Source organism: Acinetobacter sp. CFCC 11171 (assembly GCF_003268405.1).
GTDB lineage: Bacteria > Pseudomonadota > Gammaproteobacteria > Pseudomonadales > Moraxellaceae > Acinetobacter > Acinetobacter amyesii.
On the sequence record NZ_LQXP01000012.1, the window covers coordinates 15,600 to 35,091 of the forward strand.

20 protein-coding genes and 2 pseudogenes are annotated in these 19,492 nt (G+C 41.4%); 20 read left to right on the forward strand and 2 right to left on the reverse strand.

Annotation, left to right across the window (positions count from 1 at the left end):
- Positions 1-9 precede the first annotated feature (9 nt).
- Positions 10-2,025 (forward strand): hypothetical protein, encoded by a 2,016-nt coding sequence (locus tag AVJ20_RS07585; protein WP_111884777.1) that lies wholly within the window; start codon positions 10-12, stop codon positions 2,023-2,025.
- 68 nt (positions 2,026-2,093) lie between these two features.
- Here AVJ20_RS07585 and AVJ20_RS07590 read toward each other — a convergent pair whose 3' ends face one another.
- Positions 2,094-2,642 carry an NUDIX hydrolase gene (locus tag AVJ20_RS07590; RefSeq protein ID WP_111884828.1) on the reverse strand — a complete coding sequence of 183 codons (549 nt, stop codon included), beginning with the start codon at positions 2,640-2,642 and terminating at the stop codon, positions 2,094-2,096.
- Between the two features lie 126 nt (positions 2,643-2,768).
- Here AVJ20_RS07590 and AVJ20_RS07595 point away from each other — a divergent pair, with 126 nt between their 5' ends.
- The 9 genes and pseudogenes from AVJ20_RS07595 to AVJ20_RS07635 all read left to right on the forward strand — a co-directional run bounded on the left by AVJ20_RS07595 (position 2,769) and on the right by AVJ20_RS07635 (position 11,124).
- Positions 2,769-3,377 (forward strand): NUDIX hydrolase, encoded by a 609-nt coding sequence (locus AVJ20_RS07595; RefSeq protein WP_078191182.1) that lies wholly within the window; start codon positions 2,769-2,771, stop codon positions 3,375-3,377.
- A gap of 35 nt (positions 3,378-3,412) precedes the next feature.
- Positions 3,413-3,943, forward strand: coding sequence for a gamma carbonic anhydrase family protein (locus AVJ20_RS07600; RefSeq protein ID WP_078192364.1), 531 nt, complete (start codon positions 3,413-3,415; stop codon positions 3,941-3,943).
- Positions 3,944-4,106: 163 nt separating this feature from the next.
- A pseudogene (gene tsaB / locus AVJ20_RS07605) lies at positions 4,107-4,771 on the forward strand (tRNA (adenosine(37)-N6)-threonylcarbamoyltransferase complex dimerization subunit type 1 TsaB).
- Positions 4,772-4,783: 12 nt separating this feature from the next.
- Positions 4,784-5,608, forward strand: coding sequence for an undecaprenyl-diphosphate phosphatase (locus tag AVJ20_RS07610; protein ID WP_078191179.1), 825 nt, complete (start codon positions 4,784-4,786; stop codon positions 5,606-5,608).
- Positions 5,602-6,420, forward strand: a complete 819-nt coding sequence (locus tag AVJ20_RS07615) for a class I SAM-dependent methyltransferase (protein WP_078192362.1) — start codon at positions 5,602-5,604, stop codon at positions 6,418-6,420. Before AVJ20_RS07610 ends, AVJ20_RS07615 begins: the two co-directional genes overlap by 7 nt.
- Before the next feature lie 125 nt (positions 6,421-6,545).
- Complete coding sequence (locus tag AVJ20_RS07620; protein ID WP_111884778.1) at positions 6,546-7,937, forward strand: C13 family peptidase; 1,392 nt, start codon at positions 6,546-6,548, stop codon at positions 7,935-7,937.
- Positions 7,938-7,965: 28 nt separating this feature from the next.
- Complete coding sequence (gene fghA, locus AVJ20_RS07625) at positions 7,966-8,811, forward strand: S-formylglutathione hydrolase (protein ID WP_111884779.1); 846 nt, start codon at positions 7,966-7,968, stop codon at positions 8,809-8,811.
- Between the two features lie 130 nt (positions 8,812-8,941).
- Positions 8,942-10,048: a YjgN family protein gene (locus tag AVJ20_RS07630; RefSeq protein ID WP_111884780.1), complete on the forward strand. Its 1,107-nt coding sequence runs from the start codon at positions 8,942-8,944 to the stop codon at positions 10,046-10,048.
- Between the two features lie 14 nt (positions 10,049-10,062).
- Positions 10,063-11,124: a M48 family metallopeptidase gene (locus AVJ20_RS07635; RefSeq protein ID WP_111884781.1), complete on the forward strand. Its 1,062-nt coding sequence runs from the start codon at positions 10,063-10,065 to the stop codon at positions 11,122-11,124.
- 31 nt (positions 11,125-11,155) lie between these two features.
- Here AVJ20_RS07635 and AVJ20_RS07640 read toward each other — a convergent pair whose 3' ends face one another.
- Positions 11,156-11,452 (reverse strand): DUF2218 domain-containing protein, encoded by a 297-nt coding sequence (locus tag AVJ20_RS07640; RefSeq protein WP_111884782.1) that lies wholly within the window; start codon positions 11,450-11,452, stop codon positions 11,156-11,158.
- A gap of 601 nt (positions 11,453-12,053) precedes the next feature.
- Here AVJ20_RS07640 and rpe point away from each other — a divergent pair.
- The 10 genes and pseudogenes from rpe (at position 12,054) to AVJ20_RS07685 (ending at position 19,428) form a co-directional block, all read left to right on the forward strand.
- Positions 12,054-12,740 (forward strand): ribulose-phosphate 3-epimerase, encoded by a 687-nt coding sequence (gene rpe, locus AVJ20_RS07645; RefSeq protein ID WP_111884783.1) that lies wholly within the window; start codon positions 12,054-12,056, stop codon positions 12,738-12,740.
- A gap of 603 nt (positions 12,741-13,343) precedes the next feature.
- Positions 13,344-13,859 (forward strand): hypothetical protein, encoded by a 516-nt coding sequence (locus tag AVJ20_RS07650; RefSeq protein ID WP_111884784.1) that lies wholly within the window; start codon positions 13,344-13,346, stop codon positions 13,857-13,859.
- Positions 13,860-13,905: 46 nt separating this feature from the next.
- Positions 13,906-15,888: a multicopper oxidase domain-containing protein gene (locus tag AVJ20_RS07655; RefSeq protein ID WP_111884785.1), complete on the forward strand. Its 1,983-nt coding sequence runs from the start codon at positions 13,906-13,908 to the stop codon at positions 15,886-15,888.
- Positions 15,875-16,792, forward strand: a complete 918-nt coding sequence (locus AVJ20_RS07660) for a copper resistance protein B (RefSeq protein WP_111884786.1) — start codon at positions 15,875-15,877, stop codon at positions 16,790-16,792. Before AVJ20_RS07655 ends, AVJ20_RS07660 begins: the two co-directional genes overlap by 14 nt.
- Before the next feature lie 300 nt (positions 16,793-17,092).
- The gene (sugE, locus tag AVJ20_RS07665) at positions 17,093-17,410 is read left to right on the forward strand and encodes a quaternary ammonium compound efflux SMR transporter SugE (protein ID WP_111884829.1); all 318 of its coding nucleotides are present in this window, start codon (positions 17,093-17,095) and stop codon (positions 17,408-17,410) included.
- Between the two features lie 55 nt (positions 17,411-17,465).
- Positions 17,466-17,783, forward strand: a complete 318-nt coding sequence (gene sugE / locus AVJ20_RS07670) for a quaternary ammonium compound efflux SMR transporter SugE (RefSeq protein WP_111884830.1) — start codon at positions 17,466-17,468, stop codon at positions 17,781-17,783.
- A 37-nt stretch (positions 17,784-17,820) separates the two neighbouring features.
- Positions 17,821-18,303, forward strand: coding sequence for a methylated-DNA--[protein]-cysteine S-methyltransferase (locus AVJ20_RS07675; RefSeq protein ID WP_111884787.1), 483 nt, complete (start codon positions 17,821-17,823; stop codon positions 18,301-18,303).
- 39 nt (positions 18,304-18,342) lie between these two features.
- A pseudogene (locus AVJ20_RS07680) lies at positions 18,343-18,997 on the forward strand (nuclease-related domain-containing protein).
- Between the two features lie 62 nt (positions 18,998-19,059).
- Positions 19,060-19,224, forward strand: coding sequence for a hypothetical protein (locus AVJ20_RS18330; RefSeq protein ID WP_162689748.1), 165 nt, complete (start codon positions 19,060-19,062; stop codon positions 19,222-19,224).
- Between the two features lie 3 nt (positions 19,225-19,227).
- Positions 19,228-19,428, forward strand: coding sequence for an SseB family protein (locus AVJ20_RS07685; RefSeq protein WP_322872479.1), 201 nt, complete (start codon positions 19,228-19,230; stop codon positions 19,426-19,428).
- The last annotated feature ends 64 nt before the right edge of the window (positions 19,429-19,492 follow it).

Here is a 19,492-nt window from a genome sequence, read left to right on the forward strand (position 1 = left end):
AGAATTAGGATGAAAAATAAAATTTTATTACCGTTTGCTTTAACGGCATTGGTTGCAGCGCTCAGTGGCTGTGGCGGTGAAAGTGCAAATGTGAATCCTGAAATTTATGATACCAGTACAACCAATGGTACTTGTAAAAGTAATACCGAAGGCTGTGTTGAGTTCGTTTTAGATTATCCAATTGAAGGTCTGAATTTTAATTGTTCGAGCGACGTTAAAAATACCTACATTACTTTATTTGATCTAAAAGAAGGTGTTTCGACAGGTGCTTGTAAGATTGGCGATACGGTAACTTTCTTTGTCCAAGGTGAAAAATCACGTCGAATTGATTTGGGTAAAGTAGATTTGAAGCAAATTTCCAATGTAGCCAGTGGTACGACACCTCCACGCTTGACCTTATTGGATTTGGCAGCTGGCATCGCGGGTAAACCTGCTGCAACGATTTCAAATACCGACGCAACGGTTAAAGTGGCCATGCGTTTAGCTAAAATTATTCAAGCCTTGGCTTTGAAAAATAACAGCGCAGTTACAGCTACAGATATCCAAGCGGTTTATATCAACAATGTAGATAAAGTATTGATTGATCAAATCACTCGAAATGTCGCGACAGCAGATTTCAGTATCAGTTCAGATACGGAATTTAATGACCTGTTTACACCTTGGCTAGACCTGTCCGAAGTCAGCAATGAAAATGCATTTACCTTAGTTGCAAAACTCATGAATATCTCAACGGCTGCGGTTTACCAGCCAGAGTTTGCGTTGTTTTCAACTGATGGTGTGATTACCAATGCCAGTGGTTCAAATGGACTGGTCGGCTGTGACAAAAATGAATGTTTGCCGACCGATAGTTCAAAAGTCAATTTATTTGGTCATTTCATGTTAATGACGGACCGCCAAGGTATGACGTTTGGTAGTGGTTTACAGTGGAAGGGCAAAGTTGATCAACAGTTGAGTACTATTGGTGGTGTGAATGTCTTGCTCTTGACGCAGGTTCGACCAACACGTTTAACAGCAACGCCACAGGACAATTGGATCGATCCGCTTACCAAGCAAATTGATAAACCTGGCATTCTGGGTTTCCGTTTTGATGCAGAAGAAGCCAACTCTGGCCCTTTGATTATTAAACAAGGGACGCTACTTGCCGACAAAATGGTGGTCGGTACAGGTGGAAGTTTATATAAAACGTTAATGGCTAAAAAAGATGATTATGTTCTGACGGCCGATGATAAGAAAAAATTAGGTCTTTGGGAGCAAAACATTAACCAAGTGCAATTTAAAGGCACGATGGATTTATACAAGCTTTATCCGCTGTCGTATTTAGACAAAAAAGTCTTTAAGTCTGTTGAAAATGTTGCTGCTGGACAAAATTATATCTTCCCCTTGTATGCAGATTTAACCTTTAAATTTACCGATACTTCGATTAAAACAGTGAAATTGGGTGTGGTGATTGACCGTAATGGTGATATTCGCACAAATATAAAATCTGGCGTGCCAGATGATGTATTTACTCGTCAAGATAGTCAAATTGTCGATTTGTCTACACATGCGACGGAAGGCTGTAGCGGAAAAGATGTGCTCGATCCACTGTTAATGAAAGATGATAAAGGTGTACAGCAATATCGTATCGGAACGACAACCCGTACCTTTACGCCTGAAGGAAATATCAATCCAAATACCATTTCGATTCGTATGATTTTAGCTGACCCATATTTCCATACCCTTGATGGCGCGCTGATTGGAATGAACTCAAGTGTGAAAACATCTGCGGACACCTCAATGGTTGTGGGCGGTGCTTTAGTGCAGTTACACAATATGATCAATGCCAATGCAGGCACGCGTCCCTCTGGCGTTGCTTTGACGGATTCGGATAATAAAGTGGTGAAGTGGGGGAATAGTTTGGCCAGCTTTAGTTATATTTATAGCTTAAAGAATCCAAATGATACTGCTGCGGCTCAAACGGCGAAGTTAAGCGGTGGTGATATTTCTTTAGATTTGGCTCCTTGTTACACCATCAAGGCAAAATAATCATCAAATATGAGTAAAATAAAAAAGCCCATCTTATGATGGGCTTTTTTAATTAAGAGATCTGTAAATTAACCTGTGTGATCGAGTCGCGTACCAAGGGTTTCGAGATGCATTTCAAACTGACCTGTTTTGCGGTCAGCAAAATAATGCCGCAGCGTTCTTTCCACACTAGGAAAGGCTAAATCATCCCAAGGAATATCTTCTTCGCTAAATAATCGTGATTCAATGGTTTCATCACCCGCACCAAACTCGCCATTGATTAGTTCAGATTTGAACAAGGCATAAATTTGCCCAATACGGGGAATGTTATATATGCAATACAGTTGCTCAATATTGACTTCTGCTTCAGCTTCTTCGCGAGTCTCACGCGCTGCACCTTGCTCCATCGTCTCATAGAGTTCCATATAGCCAGCAGGTAATGTCCACAGCCCATAACGTGGCTCAATCGCACGACGGCAAAGTAAAACTTGATTGTCCCAAACGGCTAAAGCACCACAAATGACTTTAGGATTCACATAATGAATAAACCCACATGCGGTACAAATACGGCGTATCTGATGATCTCCAAGCGGGATCGCTTCTTTTGTTTTTTGTCCGCAGTTTGAGCAAAAGTTCATATTCATCGTCATGGATTGTGTGAACCGTCAGAATAACTTAAAAATAAAACTTTGGCATCATTTCTAACCAGCTTGGCCGAAATTCAGCTATGATGAAAATAAGATAATTATAAGGATGTAATGTGGATGGATGAGGGTTTATTGACTCAGCGATTGCAGCAAAGTTTACGTTTTTCTAAGCGTATTCAACCTGCGCATGCCGCTGTATTGATTGCGATTACCCAAGAAGATAATCCACGTATTTTATTGACCCGCCGCTCACTCTATATGAATAATCATGCAGGTGAAGTGTCCTTTCCCGGTGGCAAACGTGATGCCCAAGACACCAGTAATATCGTGGTGGCGTTAAGAGAAGCTCAAGAAGAAACCGCTCTAAATCCATTTGATGTGCAGCTTTTGGGTGATTTACCGATGCAAAAAGCACGGAATGGGATGTTGGTTAAACCGATCGTGGGATTGATCCCGCCTGACGTAAATTTAATACCTCAACCCACTGAAATTGACCGTATTTTTTTTGCATCATTAAGACAGCTTTTAGAAACACCGCCAACGCCATATGAAGTTCGTTTTGCCCAGCAATCACTATATTTCCCTAGTTTAAGAGTCGAAAACGAAATCGTATGGGGCTTGACTGCACGGATGCTGATTTCCTTATTTCAATATGGTCTGAATTATCAAAAAGAATGGCCTTTTTTATTAAATTCTCCTTCATTTCATTTGGGCCGGGAGCCATAAATCAATTTTAGAAAGTCAAAATAGGATGTTTGATTATGTTGTATAAATTTCAAGGATATAGCCCGAAAGCCACGCATCAACCTTGGGATGGTTGGGTTGCAGAAAATGCAACGGTCATTGGCCAAGTTGAATTAGGCCGAGAAGTGAGTGTCTGGTTCGGAGCCGTCATCCGAGGGGACAATAGTCGTATCAAACTGGGTGATTTTACCAATGTACAAGAAAATGCGGTGCTGCATACCGATGCGGGCATTGAAATGATCATTGGTGATTATGTCACGATTGGGCATCAAGCCATGCTACACGGATGTACCGTAGGTGATAATAGTCTGATCGGAATCAATGCCGTGGTTCTAAATCATGCTGTGATTGGTAAAAATTGCATCATTGGTGCAAATGCTTTAATTCCAGAAGGGAAGGTGATTCCTGATAACTCTGTTGTGATGGGGTCACCGGGTAAAGTTGTTAAGACTTTAGATGAACAAGCGGAAGCACGTCTAAAAATGAGTGCCATGCACTATGCCGCTCATTTTAAACATTTTACTCAACTCGAAGTCGCTGAACTTTAGAACGCTATATATGGCAAGCAAAAGAGCCTCGACGTTTGTCGAGGCTCTTTTTATAGATTAAATACGGAAAGCGCTGTGTCTGAGGTGGAAAATCTCGCGAACTGCGATGGAGTGGAGTATCATATTCAACGTTTTTTAAGATTAAATTTAATTAAGGTTGCGCATGAAATTACTGGCATTGGAAACTGCCAATGAGCAGTGTTCCGTCTCGATTGTAGATGAAACTCAAGAGCTTTATTTTCAACTCGATTTACGGGCAAAAGCGCAGACGCAAACCATTCTCCCAATGATTGAGCAAGGGCTTAATCAAACTGCTATTGAGTTAGCGGATTTAAATGCAATTGCATTTAGTCGTGGGCCTGGCTCATTTAGTGGTGTTCGTATTAATGCAGCGGTAACACAGGCTTTGGCATGGGCCAATGACGTACCTGTTGTTCCAGTCTCGACTTTGCAAGCTTTGGCTCAAGCGGCGCATCGTCTACATGGTTTGACTGAAGTAACAGCAGTCCTTGATGCTCGCATGCAAGAAGTGTATATCGCAAGCTATCAACTCGATGCCAATGGCATTATGCAGGCTGTAGATGAAGAACAACTATTAAGTTACGCAGATGCCACACCACAGATCAAATTTACTGTCGTGGGTTCTGGTAGTGAGCTCATTCAATCAGAACAAACACAATACAAAGACTTAAGTGCAACAGCACAAGATATTGCTACTATTGCCCGCGAAGCGCGCAAAGAAAAGCATGGGTGAGTGCTGAACTTGCATTGCCCGTATATTTACGAGATAACGCCTGGAAGAAAATTTCAGAACAAGGCAAGCCATAATTAGGGTTATATATGGATCTTCTACTGCTGCTCAAAGCGGCAATCATGGGTATTGTTGAAGGTATTACCGAATTTTTACCGATTTCAAGTACAGGGCATTTAATTCTGGCTTCAGAATTAATGAACTTTTGGACCAAAGAAAAAAGTGATGTTTTCGTGATCGCAATTCAAATGGGTGCGATTGCGGCGGTGATTTATGAATACTGGGGCCGCCTGTGGGGCGCAGCAACCGGTATGGTGACTGGTGAAGAAAAAGGTCGCCGTTTAGGTTTTGGCTTAATTCTCGCTTCGATTCCAATCGTGTTGATTGGTTTGACGTTTGGTCAGACGGTGAAAGAGCTGCTGTTCAATAACATTGCGATTGCTATGGGGTTGATTATCGGTGGTTTGATCATTATTTGGATTGAAAAAAATCCACCGCAGGTGCGTGCCAAAGAAGTAGAAGATTTAACCATTAAAGATGCGATTTGGATTGGTTTAATTCAAGTTTTATCTTTAATTCCAGGGACTTCACGTTCAGGTGCAACCATTATTGGTGCTATGTTCTTGGGTGTTTCCCGTAAAGCAGCCACTGAGTTTTCATTCTTTTTGGGTATTCCTGTTATTGTCGGTGCAGGTTTACTGGATTTATATCAAAGCTATGATGTATTTCAAGGCACTCAAGATTGGACTGTGATCGCCGTTGGTTTAATCGTTTCATTTGTCTCTGCATTGATTTTAATTCGTGCGCTTGTCGCTTATGTGGCAAAACGTGATTTTATGATTTTTGCGTGGTATCGAATTGTTTCAGGTTTATTGATTTTATTGTTCGCATTTACAGGCTGGAAATTATGGTAAGCGAAATCCGCTTATACACAGAACAAGAGTTTCATGAGAAAGCACAGCAGTATTCTGCTGTGCTTTCTTCACGTGGTGTATCTGTAAATATTGAATTGATTGAAAAATTAAACGCGCGTTTTTTACGTTTAAACCCTGAACTTAGTTTGTGTGTCGATGCAGATGGTTTGTGGTTAGCGGCCAATGGCATGAAGATGCAACCCGATTGGACAGCAGAAGTTGGACGTTTAAAGCGAGCATCTTTAAAGTCTGAGATGATTGCACGTGCGTGTAATTTGGCTGAAAAGCCACAGCTTGTGGATGCAACCGCAGGGCTAGGGCACGATAGTTTATTGATGGCACATCTGGGTGCGCATGTGACCCTTGTGGAACGTCATCCAATTTTATTTACCCTATTGGAAGACTCACATCAACGCGCGCAGAAAGATGCATTTTTAAGTTCGGTTGTGGCACGAATTGAATTGGTCTTTTCAGATTCGGCAGACTTTTTGAAACATTTGTCGACGACCAATCAAATCTTTGATGTGGTTTATCTCGATCCGATGTTTCCACAGCGAGATCAAAACCAGCAAGCCGTCAAAAAGCAAGCTCAGGTCAAAAAACAAATGCAATTATTGCATTTGCTGTTACCTGAAGATGGTGAGATGGATTTAGGTGATAATTTACTGGATTTAGCACAAAAAATTGCTAAACGTGTCGTGGTTAAACGTCCACGATTGGCGGTTTTTTTAGCGAATCAAGAGCCGCAACATCAGTGGCAAGGTGATGCTTGTCGCTTTGATGCATATTTCCAACATGATCTTGTGACTTAAAATGATATTTGCTTCAATATTGTTCAAAGATTTGTTATATAGTTAAAAAATAGCATTGCTAAAAACGACATCAGGCATAAAATTATTTGTGCAATTAAGCGAGCCAAGGCCACCATTAGAACTCTATGATTGATTTCAAACCCTCCATCAATTTTTGGCATGATTTTAAAAGCAACCAAACTGCGGGGATGTGGTTATTTTTTGGGTCTCGTCGTTCTTTACAAATCGTTCGTCCATCGATTTTACAATTGGTGTTTTGGGGGATTTTAGGTGGTTGTGCTAACAGTTTATTTAGTTGGCTGAGCACGGGGCGTATTGGTGAATTTAACGCTCAAGGTCTTATAAGTTATGCATTGTGGCCATTTATTGCTTTAATTGTGGGGATTTTCCTATCACAACGTGTAAATAATCCACGGTTAATGTTGGTCCCTGCATTGCTTTGGTTGGTGCTTGATACGCACATCATGTTGTTTCAATGTTTGATTCAATATTTGGGAGATCTCGATATTCTCCCATACTTTCTGTATGACTACATTCCAACGTTATTCATTATTCTATTTGTTTGGCAAAGTTTGGCTGTCGTTTGGGTGTTTTCACGTGAGCTGAAATGGCCATGGTGGGAGCGTGCACTGATTATGGGTGCGACGCTATTTACTTTGGTCGTGTGGCAAGTCTCAGTCAAAGATCAGCCGATTTGGAAAGTAGAAGAAGTTCCTCCAAGCTTTGCTGAAGATGCATTTTATGCACAAAGCCGTTTACTCAATAAATCCTTGGATGCAGTGGAATATGGTGAATTTGCCCAATCCCATTGGTACTTCTTAGGGGTGGCAGGTGCGAGTTATCAAGATGTCTTTAAACTGGAAATTGAACGGATTAAAGAACAGTTTGATACACGTTTTGGCACCTATGGGCGTTCGGTTGAGCTGATCAATAACCCTGCAACGCGCACTGAAATTCCGCTGGCATCTAAAACCAGTATGGAGTTGGCGCTGCGTCGTATTGGTCAACAGATGAACCGAGAAAGTGACGTCTTATTTTTATATATGACCTCACATGGTTTACCGAATGTCTTTGAAATGGAAAATGCACCTTTGGATTTGGCGCAAGTCGATCCTAAATGGTTAAAAGAAGCCTTGGATGCATCCGGAATTCGTTGGCGTGTGATTGTCATTTCTTCATGTTATTCAGGCAGTTTTATTCCAGCACTACAAAATGATAATACTTTAATCATTACTGCATCGGCAGCTGATCGACAGTCTTTTGGCTGTTCGAATGAAGCTGAATACACCTATTTTGGTCGTGCGTTCTTTGATCAGGCGATGCGTGAGCAGACCAGTATTCAAGCGGCATTTAATGAAACCAAAGCGACTGTAGCGAAATGGGAAGCCGCGCAAGGTTTCGAACCTTCTGAACCGCAGTGGTCGATGGGGAAAAACATGGCATTAATGTTGCCTCAATTAGAACAACGATTGTTCCCGCCGACAACTACTGCACCGGCTACGACGGTTACGCCTTAAAAGATTAAAAAAGTTTAGGATAAAGATCATGGAATTAGTACAACGAAATACTTGTTTTGCGGGTGAGCAGCGCATTTATCAATTGGATTCTTCAAGTCTAAAGACCACGACAAAGTTTGGTATTTTTCTGCCAGAAGCAGCCTTACAAGGCCAAGCGTGCCCTGCATTGTTTTATTTGGCTGGATTAACCTGTACTGAAGAAACCTTTGCCATTAAAGCGCATGCACAGCGTTTAGCTGCGCAGCTCGGCCTGATTTTAATCAGCCCTGATACTTCTCCACGTGGGGAACAGGTAGCACAAGGTGATCATTGGGATATTGGGCAAGGCGCAGGTTTTTATATTAATGCAACGGAACAACCGTGGGCCGAGCATTATCAAATGGAACGTTTTATCACTGAAGAATTGTACGCGCTAGTGCAGGCAGTATTTCCGCTACAAAAGGGTGCGATTGGCATATTCGGGCATAGTATGGGCGGTCATGGTGCACTAACTTTAGCGTTGAAGCATCCTGACCTGTTCAAATCGGTTTCTGCTTTTGCACCGATTTGTGCGCCAAGTCAGTGTCCATGGGGTGAAAAAGCCTTTAGTCAGTATCTAGGTTCAGATCGTCAGCAGTGGCTTCAGCATGATGCAACAGCCTTAGTTCAATCTAAAGGGGCTTTGTTTAAAGCTATTCTGATTGATCAAGGTATTGATGATCAATTTTATAGCCAGTTAAATCCAGCGTTGTTTAAGCAAGCGTGTGAGCAAGTTGGGCAGCCACTCGAACTGCGTGAACATGTTGGCTATGATCATGGGTATTATTTTATTCAAAGTTTTATGGATGATCATTTGCAATTTCACGCTGTCCAATTGCAAACAGCGGTTCATTAATTCTAAAGCCAGTGGTTAAAAGTGTTGAGGCATAGCTTGCTTTGATATACGTATAAATAAAGCATGGTGATGAGCATTGCCATGCAAATGAATAAATTCGACATACCAAAAAAAATAATTTAGGGTACTTATGCAAAATTCACAAATGGAAACGCCGCTTCCGCCAGAGCTGCCCGTAATGAATCCACCGAGTCTATTTGGTGAGACAGAACAGGCTGATATTTTGGGAAGAAATTATCATTTTAGGTTTAAAGGTAATGCGTCTGAATATTTCGGTATTTGGATCGTGAATATCTTACTGACGATTGTCACGCTTGGACTTTATGCGCCTTGGGCAAAGGTCCGCCGTTTACGTTATTTTTATGGTAATACTTGGGTGTTTCAGCGTCGTTTTGACTTTACCGGTTTGCCTACAAAAATTTTAGTCGGGCGAATCATTGCGCTAGTGGTCTATGGTGGTTTCTCTTTTGCTATAAATTATTCTTGGGAAGCTTTCTTAGCGGGCTTTGTCCTAATCTTCTTTGCGGTTCCTTGGCTTATTCGATCTACGATTCGTTTCCGTGCCCGTAACAGTAAGTTTAGTAATAGCCGATTCTTTTTTTCTGGGACGAATAAAAGCGCGTATTGGTGTTTTGTCAAATGTCTTGCGGTGGTTGTCTTTACCCTCGGTTTGTTTACACCAGTGGCGGTCTGGCTATATAAACGTGAATGTCTGAATCATTTGTATCTGGGTCAGTTGAAATTTAATCTGAATAATACTTGGGGCGATTATATGCGTGCCATGTATGTGCCTTTATTTCTGTTTATGGGCTTTGGTGCATTGCTGGCAGTGATCTTTGCGATACTGTTTGGTAGTTCAGATGGTTTAAATGACGCATCTTATGTCTTCATTATTTTTGGTATGTATTTGATTGGCTATATGTTTATTTGGCCACTCACAGCTGCACGTATTTTTATTACCACTTGGAATAACACCTCGTTGAGCCGCAGTCAGTTTCATACGGACTGTAATCAATGGCGCTATGCATGGATTGTCTTGAGTAATTGGTTGGCTAAAGTGATTAGCCTCGGTTTACTGACACCATGGGCAGTTGTGCGACTATATAAATATCAGACTGAATCCTTACACTTAATGTTGGTCGATGATCCAGACCAATTACAAAATCAAATGCAGCAAGATCACAATGCAATTGCTGAAGAATTATCCGATATTTTTGACCTAGATATTTCCTTATAACGTAGGTGAATTACATGAAAACATCAGTAGTGAATGCAACCTATTATGATGGGAAAGTGTCAAAACCCTTTGTTGCTCAAATCAGCGCAGATGGAGAACATGCTGTGATTGTGCGTTATGGTCAAGACCTAGAACAAACGCAGCATTACACTTATCAAGATATGACGCTGATCGGTGCTTTGGGTGATATTCAGCCAGTGATCGAGTTAAAGGACGATGCTCGTTTGGAGTTTCATCAACCTTTGCCAGAGTGGTTTAATCTCGACGTAAAGTCGCGTTGGCATTCGATTTGGAAGTTAGAACGGTCACCTTCTCTAATCATTTTTAGTGTGATTTTCGTGGTGGCTTTTGCTTTTGTATTGATTAAATGGGGCATACCTGCGGCGTCGCATGTGGTGGCCAATCAACTGCCTGAGACAGCGTTAAAGAGTTGGGGGGATCAGGCGGAAAAATATATTATCGATATGACTGAACCTACAAAATTGCCACAAGCACGTCAAGACAAGTTGAAGCAAGAATATCAACAATTGGTGGCTGAAAATCGTCCTGCGAAGTTGTTATTCCGCGGTGGTGGCAGCATCGGTGCAAATGCATTGGCGATACCCAATAACACCATTATCGTGACAGATGAGTTGGTTAAACTAGCGAAAAATGATTATGAGCTCATAGGTGTGCTTGCACATGAGCAGGGGCATTTAGTTCAACGCCATAGTTTGCAGCAAAGTTTGTCAGGTTTAGGCATCAGTATTATTTTGTTGATGATTACGGGGGATGGCTCTGACATTCTTACCAGTTTACCGGTAGCTGCGGTGGGTGCGAGTTACTCACGAGACTTTGAATCTGAAGCAGATTTATATGCCTTAAAACAACTTTCAAAACATCAAATACCAACTTCGCATTTTGCAAATTTCTTACAACGTATGGAAGATGAAGCTGATGCTGAAACAGCAAAAGAGAAAGATGCCAAAGATGGAACTGCCAAAAATCAGAGATCATGGACAGATTTCTTTGAGTCACACCCAGCGACGAAAGCCCGTATTGATGCAGTTAGAAATTATCAATCACATCAGCATTGAGTAAAAGGCTTTGACAATATGGCGACGTAGACTACGGTTCGCGTTGCCATGTTGCACTGAGTTCTTCTTGTCCCATGCGGATCAAATGATCTAATACCACATGTTCCAATTGATCTAGATTTGTACTTGGATCTTGGGCTGAAATCACCACATCTAAAAATGCAGCTTGTGGTAAAAGACTGACCTCTGCAGAGGGCAGTTGAATCTTGAATGCAGTATTTTCTCCAATGATCTGTTCATTGACTTCAAATTTATGTTTCCAATGATTGACTAGGCGTTTAGCAACACGCGCTGCTTGGGCGGTGGTGATGTGTGTTGAACTTTTCATAGATGCAATTTTATTGTTAAGTCGTCAGTCCTTTAACTTAGCAAAGTAAATAGATGCCCGTTAAGTCTAAAAATGCAACGCTGTGTTTCTATCCCTGAGATCTTTATCCATATTAATCACTGATGTTACGCACGCAAAAAATAATTTTGCATTTTTAAAATGATATTTAAGTCAATTCGACGGAGTCTTACATCTAGGGCTTAAATAAAGGGATTAGCCTTCGGCTGGAGGTACTCTTACGAAACGATGTTTCTCATTAGGCAAAATGAGCAGCGAAGCTTCGCAAGGAAACCATCTTGCAGAGCAATGCTCCTCACCGCAAAACTCGCTCTCTAGCGTCTATTTATTTAAAGTATTGCAAAAAAATTGATGAGAAGTCGTGCTGTCTCAAACAATTGCGGATGACGTTACCGCGTATCGTTCTTTTATTTGAACCAATTTCGCTTCTGATGTTACTGCGTAACATCAGTTAATCCTTGGTTTCTTTATTATAGAGATCTCAATCATCGGCATCGAAAAAACGACTAAGGGCATGGGCAGCGAATAGGGGGACAATTTGCTATAATGCGTCAATCACTCCCTTTTCAAAGCTAGGTTTTTCATGTCCAAGCCATTCTTAATTGCACCTTCAATTTTGTCAGCAGACTTTGCGCGCTTAGGTGAAGAAGTTGAAAATGTTCTAGAAGCAGGTGCAGATGTTGTTCATTTCGATGTCATGGATAATCATTATGTACCGAACTTAACTTTTGGTGCGGGCGTTTGTAAGGCATTGAAAAAATACGGTATTAAAGCACCGATTGATGTGCATCTGATGGTTTCACCAGTAGACCGTATGATTGGTGATTTCTTGGAAGCTGGCGCAGATATCATCACTTTCCACCCAGAGGCGACTGACCATATTGACCGCTCTTTACAGTTAATCAAATCTGGCGGTGCGCAAGCGGGCTTGGTATTTAACCCTGCAACACCTTTGCATTATTTAGACTATGTTTTAGATAAAGTTGACCAAGTCTTGTTGATGAGTGTGAACCCAGGTTTTGGTGGTCAAAAGTTCATTCCAATGACCTTGGAAAAGCTGCGTCAAGCACGAAAAATTATTGATGCTTCAGGTCTTGATATTCGCTTAGAAGTGGATGGTGGTGTTACTCCAGCCAATATTCGTGGCATTGCTGAAGCCGGTGCAGACATGTTTGTTGCAGGTTCAGCGATTTTTGGTAAGCCTGATTATAAAGCTGTGATTGATGACATGCGTTCAGAGTTGGCAAAAGTTCATGCTCAAGAGGCTTAAGCCTTTGGGTATAAGTTATTTCTCACTTGTGGATAACTATATGGATATCTGTGTAGATAACTATATGGATAACTTGGGTGAATTATAAACGATTGTGCATCAATGGTTTAATAATTAGACGTATTAAGTATAAAAAGGACTCAATTGAGTCCTTTTTTTATGGGGGTAAAGTGTTTGAAATGCTGTATGTTTATTAATCTATGGTAAATAATTAATCAGTTTAAAAAATAACTTTTATGTTTTAACTGGAAGATATGCGCTGATTTTTATGACAGCGCAATAAATTTAAAACTGTTGTGAATAACTGCACAATTAATTATGCTGTTAGCAACTATTGAGATACGCTGCGACTGGCAAAACACATCATCGATCGCACTAGATAGTGCTTTTAGATATTTCTGAATGTATCGTTCATGATGGATAAATTGGTCGAGCTGCATGTCATGTTGATACAAATGTCATGTGATTGCATTTGAATCGTAAATAATATCTTCATGGTGTTTCATGCGGATTTCGGCTGAGCCGATCGCGTGATGTTTCTAAAGATGTGTTAATAGGGATATGTTGTCACAGTGCATCATTGGGTTGAATTAGGATACTAAATTGTTCAATTTTTTGCGTAAGCATCTTGGCTTTGCTTGGCTCATGGCGTTTGTCATGGGGTGGAGCAGTGTGGTCAGTGCACAGCAAAATTTTCAACATCAACAAATGATGACTGCGAATGCCCATCTGGCATCAGTTCATGCAGCACATACTGATCCTTCACATTCAAATATAGCAAATTGCCATCAAAATCAGCGGCAAGCTGTTCCAGAGCATGCAGCACATCATGGTAAGCAGACGACACCTGAAGTCATTTCAATGATGGATTGTCATCAATCTTTAGATGCGACATCTGCACTGCAAGATGGTCAGGCGCATCATTCAACGACACAAAGTGCAGACTGTCAGGACTGTACACTCGCACATTGCCAAATCAGTACCTCTTATGTCGATAGCGCCTTGGTCGCATTGCAGACCTTCCATGTGCATCACTATGCAGAACCCCCTCGTTTCATTTTTGCTGGACAGCATTTAAAAGGCTTTTGGCAAGAAATTCTAAGACCTCCGCAAGCTTAACCTGAGTATTAAATACGTTTTTTCGTTATTTTATAAAGGTTAAGTCATGTCTAATTTATTTAAATCAGGCCTCGTGCTCGGGGTATGTCTGCTGTCTCCAACGTGGGCGTTTGCAGCCATTAAAGAATATCATCTGAATATTGATGAAAAGACCATCAATTTGACTGGTAAAGCGGTCAAGAAAATCAGCGTCAATGGTCAGTTTCCAGCACCATTACTGGAGTTTGAAGAAGGCGATGATGCGGTCATCCATGTGCATAATCAGCTCAAAAAACAAAATACCTCGGTGCATTGGCATGGTCTATTGCTGCCCGGTTTAATGGATGGTGTACCCGGTTTTAATGGTTTCAATGAAATACAGCCTGATGGTAGCTTTACTTACAAATTTAAAGTCCGTCAAAGCGGAACCTATTGGTATCACGCGCATTCCAAAGGTCAAGAACAAGACGGATTGTATGGCGCTTTGGTAATTTATCCGAAAGGTAAACAATCACTTGCCGCACATGAACAGACACAACGTGATTATGTGGTCATGCTGTCGGATTTTCATGAATCATCTAGCGCTCAGATTATGGCAAATCTGAAAAAGTCTGCCGAATACTATCAAAATCAGCGTGAAACAGTTTCAGATGTATGGACGCAAATTCAACGAACAGGTTTAAAAAACACTTGGAAAGATCGTTCGATGTGGAATCAGATGCGAATGCTGAAAACGGATTTGTCTGATGTCACGGGTTATACGTTTTTAGTGAATGGCAAAACACCACAGCAAAACTGGACGGGGATGTTTAAGCCCAATGAAAAAGTCAGACTTCGTTTTGTAAATGCTGCGGCCATGTCGTTTTTTGATGTGCGTATTCCTCAGCTCAAAATGACGGTGGTCAGTGCAGACGGCCAAGCGGTCAAGCCGGTCGCTGTGGATGAATTCCGCATCGGTGCTGCAGAAACCTATGATGTGATCGTAGAGCCTAAATCTGCGCATTATCAGATTGAAGCTGAGTCGATTGATCGGACTGGATTTGCGATTGGCACTTTACATGATGAAACGCAGCCTCAGCACTCAGGTATTCATATACCAAAAGCACGGCCACGCGCTTTGCTGACCATGGAAGATATGGGGCATGGTTCAATGTCAGGTATGGACCATAGCAATATGGGACATATGGCTACAGGTTCAACCCAAACTTCAGCAATCCAGCAAGTGAATGCTCATGAGCACAGCGCGCATACTGTCGATCCGTCAAAGATTCAGCCGAATCAAGCACATGATCATGCAGCTATGGGACATGACATGGACCATTCTCCAGTGACTGCACATACTACTATGCAGCATCCAGATATGCATAAACAGAACATGTCTGATTCAGCGCATGCCAATATGGATCATAGTGTGATGGATCATTCATCTATGAACCACTCCTCAATAGATTCATCTATGAAACATGATATGCATACAGCGATGGAGCATGCACAGTCTAAAGGAGAGATGCGGGCAGTTGAAAATTCAGCAACGGTTATGGGTTGGGCCAATGCTTCAACACCTGTCGGTGATAAGGCACTGCAATATAGTGATTTAAAAGCGTTAACCCCGCAGCCTGATACACGTGAACCGACGCAAGACTTGGTCATTCATTTGGGTGGAACTATGGAACGCTATATGTGGACCATGAATGGCAAAAAATTTAGCGAAGCTGAACCACTAAAAGTGAAATATGGTGAGCGAATCCGACTGAAATTTGTCAATGACAGCATGATGGCGCATCCGATGCATTTACATGGCATGTTTATGCAATTGGAAAATGGGCAAGTGTCTTCTGAAATGCCAAATAAACATACGGTGATTGTGCCGCCGGGGAAAACAGTGACGGCTCTGTTAAGGGCCAATGAATTAGGGGAATGGGCGATTCATTGTCACTTGCTGTATCACATGTCTGCAGGGATGATGAATAAACTTGTGGTCGCAAATGTCGCAGAGAATACGAAAACGGCATCTGTACCGCAAAAGGAGGTGTCTCATGCGCATCATTAAACCATGCACATATACGGTACTGAGTTTAGCTTTGGCATCGGTCACTCAAATGACCATGGCGCAAGATGCACATCACAGCATGCCGATGTCAGCTCAACATGAGTCGCATTCCTCACATGATTCGTCGCATCAAGAGATGCAAACAGGGATTGAATCGAGCCAGATAGAACATGCAGAACATGCAGAACATGCAAATGCATCATCTATTGCGTCACGTGCTGCTTCTGCGCAGCATCCTGTTGATCATAAGCGTGAACATGGTGGACAGATTTATCAAGCGACTGAGATAGACAATCGATGGCTCAATAATGCCGATGGCCGTGGAAGTTTAAAGACCGAAATTGAGAGTCGAATCGGGACCGATGAAAATAAGATCTTCATCAAATTACATGCGGATAAAGCAGAATCTCAAGATGCAGATTATGCGGCTCAATTGATGTATAGCCGTATGATCTCCGACTTTTGGGATGCGCAAATTGGTGCGCGTTATCGGGTCGATGAACATCAAGTGACGGACAAAGAACAGTTAGATGCTGTGGTGGGTTTGCATGGTCTGGCACCGTATTTCTTTGAAACCGATGCTTATTTATATCTTGGTGCAGATAAACAGGTCAGTTTTTCTTTAGAAACCGAACGTGATTTGCTGCTGACCCAAAAATTGATTTTAAAACCATATTTGAACCTAGATGTGGTGCTGAGTGATGACTCTGCTTATGCACAAAAAACAGGACTCAGTTCTGTATGGCTAGGGCTAGAAACACGCTATGAAATCAATAAAAAGCTGATGCCCTTTATCGATGTTGCTTACAGCTACGAAAAAGGAAATCAGCATACGGCATGGCAAGCTGAAACTGGAAGTGAAAAACACTGGTGGTATGGCGCAGGCCTTCGTCTGAAGTTCTAATCGGCGAATAGACCAAATAAAGAGGGCATCATCAACTGGTTTTGGTGGTGCCTTTTTTATCTCTGAATCTGTCCTTTGAAAAGATATGCCATGTTTTGGCGCAATTCATCTGCACAAGTTTTTTCCTTAACTGAATAACGCCCTGAATTTGGTCAAAAAATGTAAAGACTGCACTAAAATTCAGCATATTTGCTATACTGAGACAATATTCGGAGGAACGACCTCCCTTACATCTTTGTTCGAAGCCAGTAAGAAAAATCGTCAGGACGACCTGACTCTACTAATATGGAGGAAGGCATCATGGCCTGGGTTGTTCTAGTATTCGCTGGTATTTTTGAAATCGTGTGGGCCTATTCGATGAAGCTCTCAGAAGGCTTTACAAAACTTGGCCCAAGTTTAGTTACTTTATTTTTTATGATCCTGAGCTTTGGTTTGTTGGCCTATGCCATGAAAACGTTGCCTCTGGGAACAGCTTATACCATTTGGACAGGAATCGGCGCGATTGGCTCATTCCTCGTGGGTATTTTTATACTCGGTGAGCCTGCAACTGCCATGCGGATGTTAGCCGCAGTACTGATCATTTCGGGTATAATCTTGATGAAATTATCTTCAAGTTAATATGTTCTAAAGCACAGCGGTCATTGATCCCTGTGCTTTTTTTATGGGTAAAAATATGGCTTGGGTTTTATTAATTGTAGCGGGATTACTTGAGGTGGTTTGGGCCTATTGTATGAAAGTCTCTGAAGGCTTTAGCAAACTGACGCCAAGTATTTTGACCATTATTTTCATGATCGCAAGTTTTGCTTTATTGTCTTATGCAATGAAATCCTTACCGCTGGGTACAGCCTATACAGTGTGGACAGGCATTGGTGCAGTGGGTTCATTTATCCTCGGCATCGTTGTATTGGGTGAGCCTGCAAATGCCATGCGCATGCTAGCTGCGGTACTGATTATTTCAGGACTGGTCTTGATGAAATTATCGTCCTCCTGAATAATGAAGTGCTGCGATTTTGAGCTTGGAGTATCTCATGCAACTTTCTTATCAGTTTTTAGATTCGCCCGTTGGACAACTAAAACTTGTTGCACATGAAACCGCATTGGTGGCCGTTCTTTGGGAAAATGAAAATCCAAATCGTGTGCGATTGGCGGCTTTGGTTGAAGATCTACAACACCCGATTTTGCTCAAAACCGCACAGCAATTAAATGAATATTTTGCGGGTAAAAGACAGCAATTTGACTTGCCGCTAGACTTTGAAGGCACCGCATTTCAGCAACAAATTTGGCAAGCTTTACTGACGATTCCTTTTGGAGAAACTCGCAGCTATAAACAAATTGCAGAGCAGATAGGCAATGTCAAAGCCGTACGTGCTGTCGGTGCAGCCAATGGTAAAAATCCAATTTCAATTATTGCACCCTGTCATCGTGTCGTGGGCGCAAATGGAAAATTAGTGGGTTTTGCGGGTGGTCTAGAAAATAAAGAAATATTGTTAAAAATTGAGAAATTACAATAAAATAGAAAATATACTTATTTAAAATAATGAATCAAATCAATGAATATTTCTCAAATTTTTGCACCCCTCATTTCGACGTTGTGGTGGCTAATTCCATTGTTACTGATTGTGGGGGCAATCAAAGCATTTAAACCTTATTTAAAGGGGAAAATGGGGGAGTTTGCTGTCGCCGTTCATGTCAAACTTTATTTGAAAGACCATTATATATTGTTAAATGATTTGACCTTACCAGATGGCGAAGGAGCTACAACTCAAATTGATCATCTTCTGTTAAGCCCATTTGGTGTGTTTGTGATTGAAACTAAAAACTATAAGGGCTGGATTTTTGGGAGCGAGAGACAAAAACAATGGACGCAAAAGATTTATAAAAAAAAGTTTTAAATTTCAAAATCCAATTCACCAAAATTATAAACATATGAAAGTGTTAGAACAGGTGTTGAGCGATATTGTGGATAAAGACAATATGCATTCTGTGATTGTTTTTATGCCTGAAGCAGTGTTTAAAACAGAGATGCCGTCGAATGTATTTCGGGGTACAGCGTGGGTGGACTATGTTCAAACCTTTCAGCAACCCGTGGTCTCTGAAATGAAACTTAAACGAATACAGTTGCGTTTAGAAAAAGAAATTTTAGAAAAATCGTGGAAAACAAATCGACAGCACGTTGAAGATTTAAATCAACGGCATAATTCATAAACTTCCTGTATGCTGTGGATTGTGAACAGTATCTGACTGATAAAAATAGACGGACAATAACAATGAACGACACGCTTCAACATCTTTATGAATCGACTTTAGATCATCCTGAGCAATACCAAGACTTTTATCAGCAACTTTTAGCCAGCCAAGTATATTGTTTGGGTGAGCGTGATACAGAGCAGCATTTACATTTTCAATTGATGGAAACGGAGCAAGGCGAGTAAGCCATTCCATTTTTTCTGAGTCTTGCGATGCTTCAACAGGATGTTGGTGCAGATGCAGAGTTTGTCATGATCAGTGCTGAAAAATTATTTGCGATTACCAAAGGCGCAAGCTTGGTGATGAACCCGACTTCGGAACATCCTAAAGAGTTCTTGGCAGATGAGATCGACGCAATTTTAGAGTTTGCCAAACAACAAAGCCTTTGAGCACTGTAGGTATAATCAAAGGCTCTGCGGCTACGCTTAGATAGGTGTTTTCACACTTTTTCGT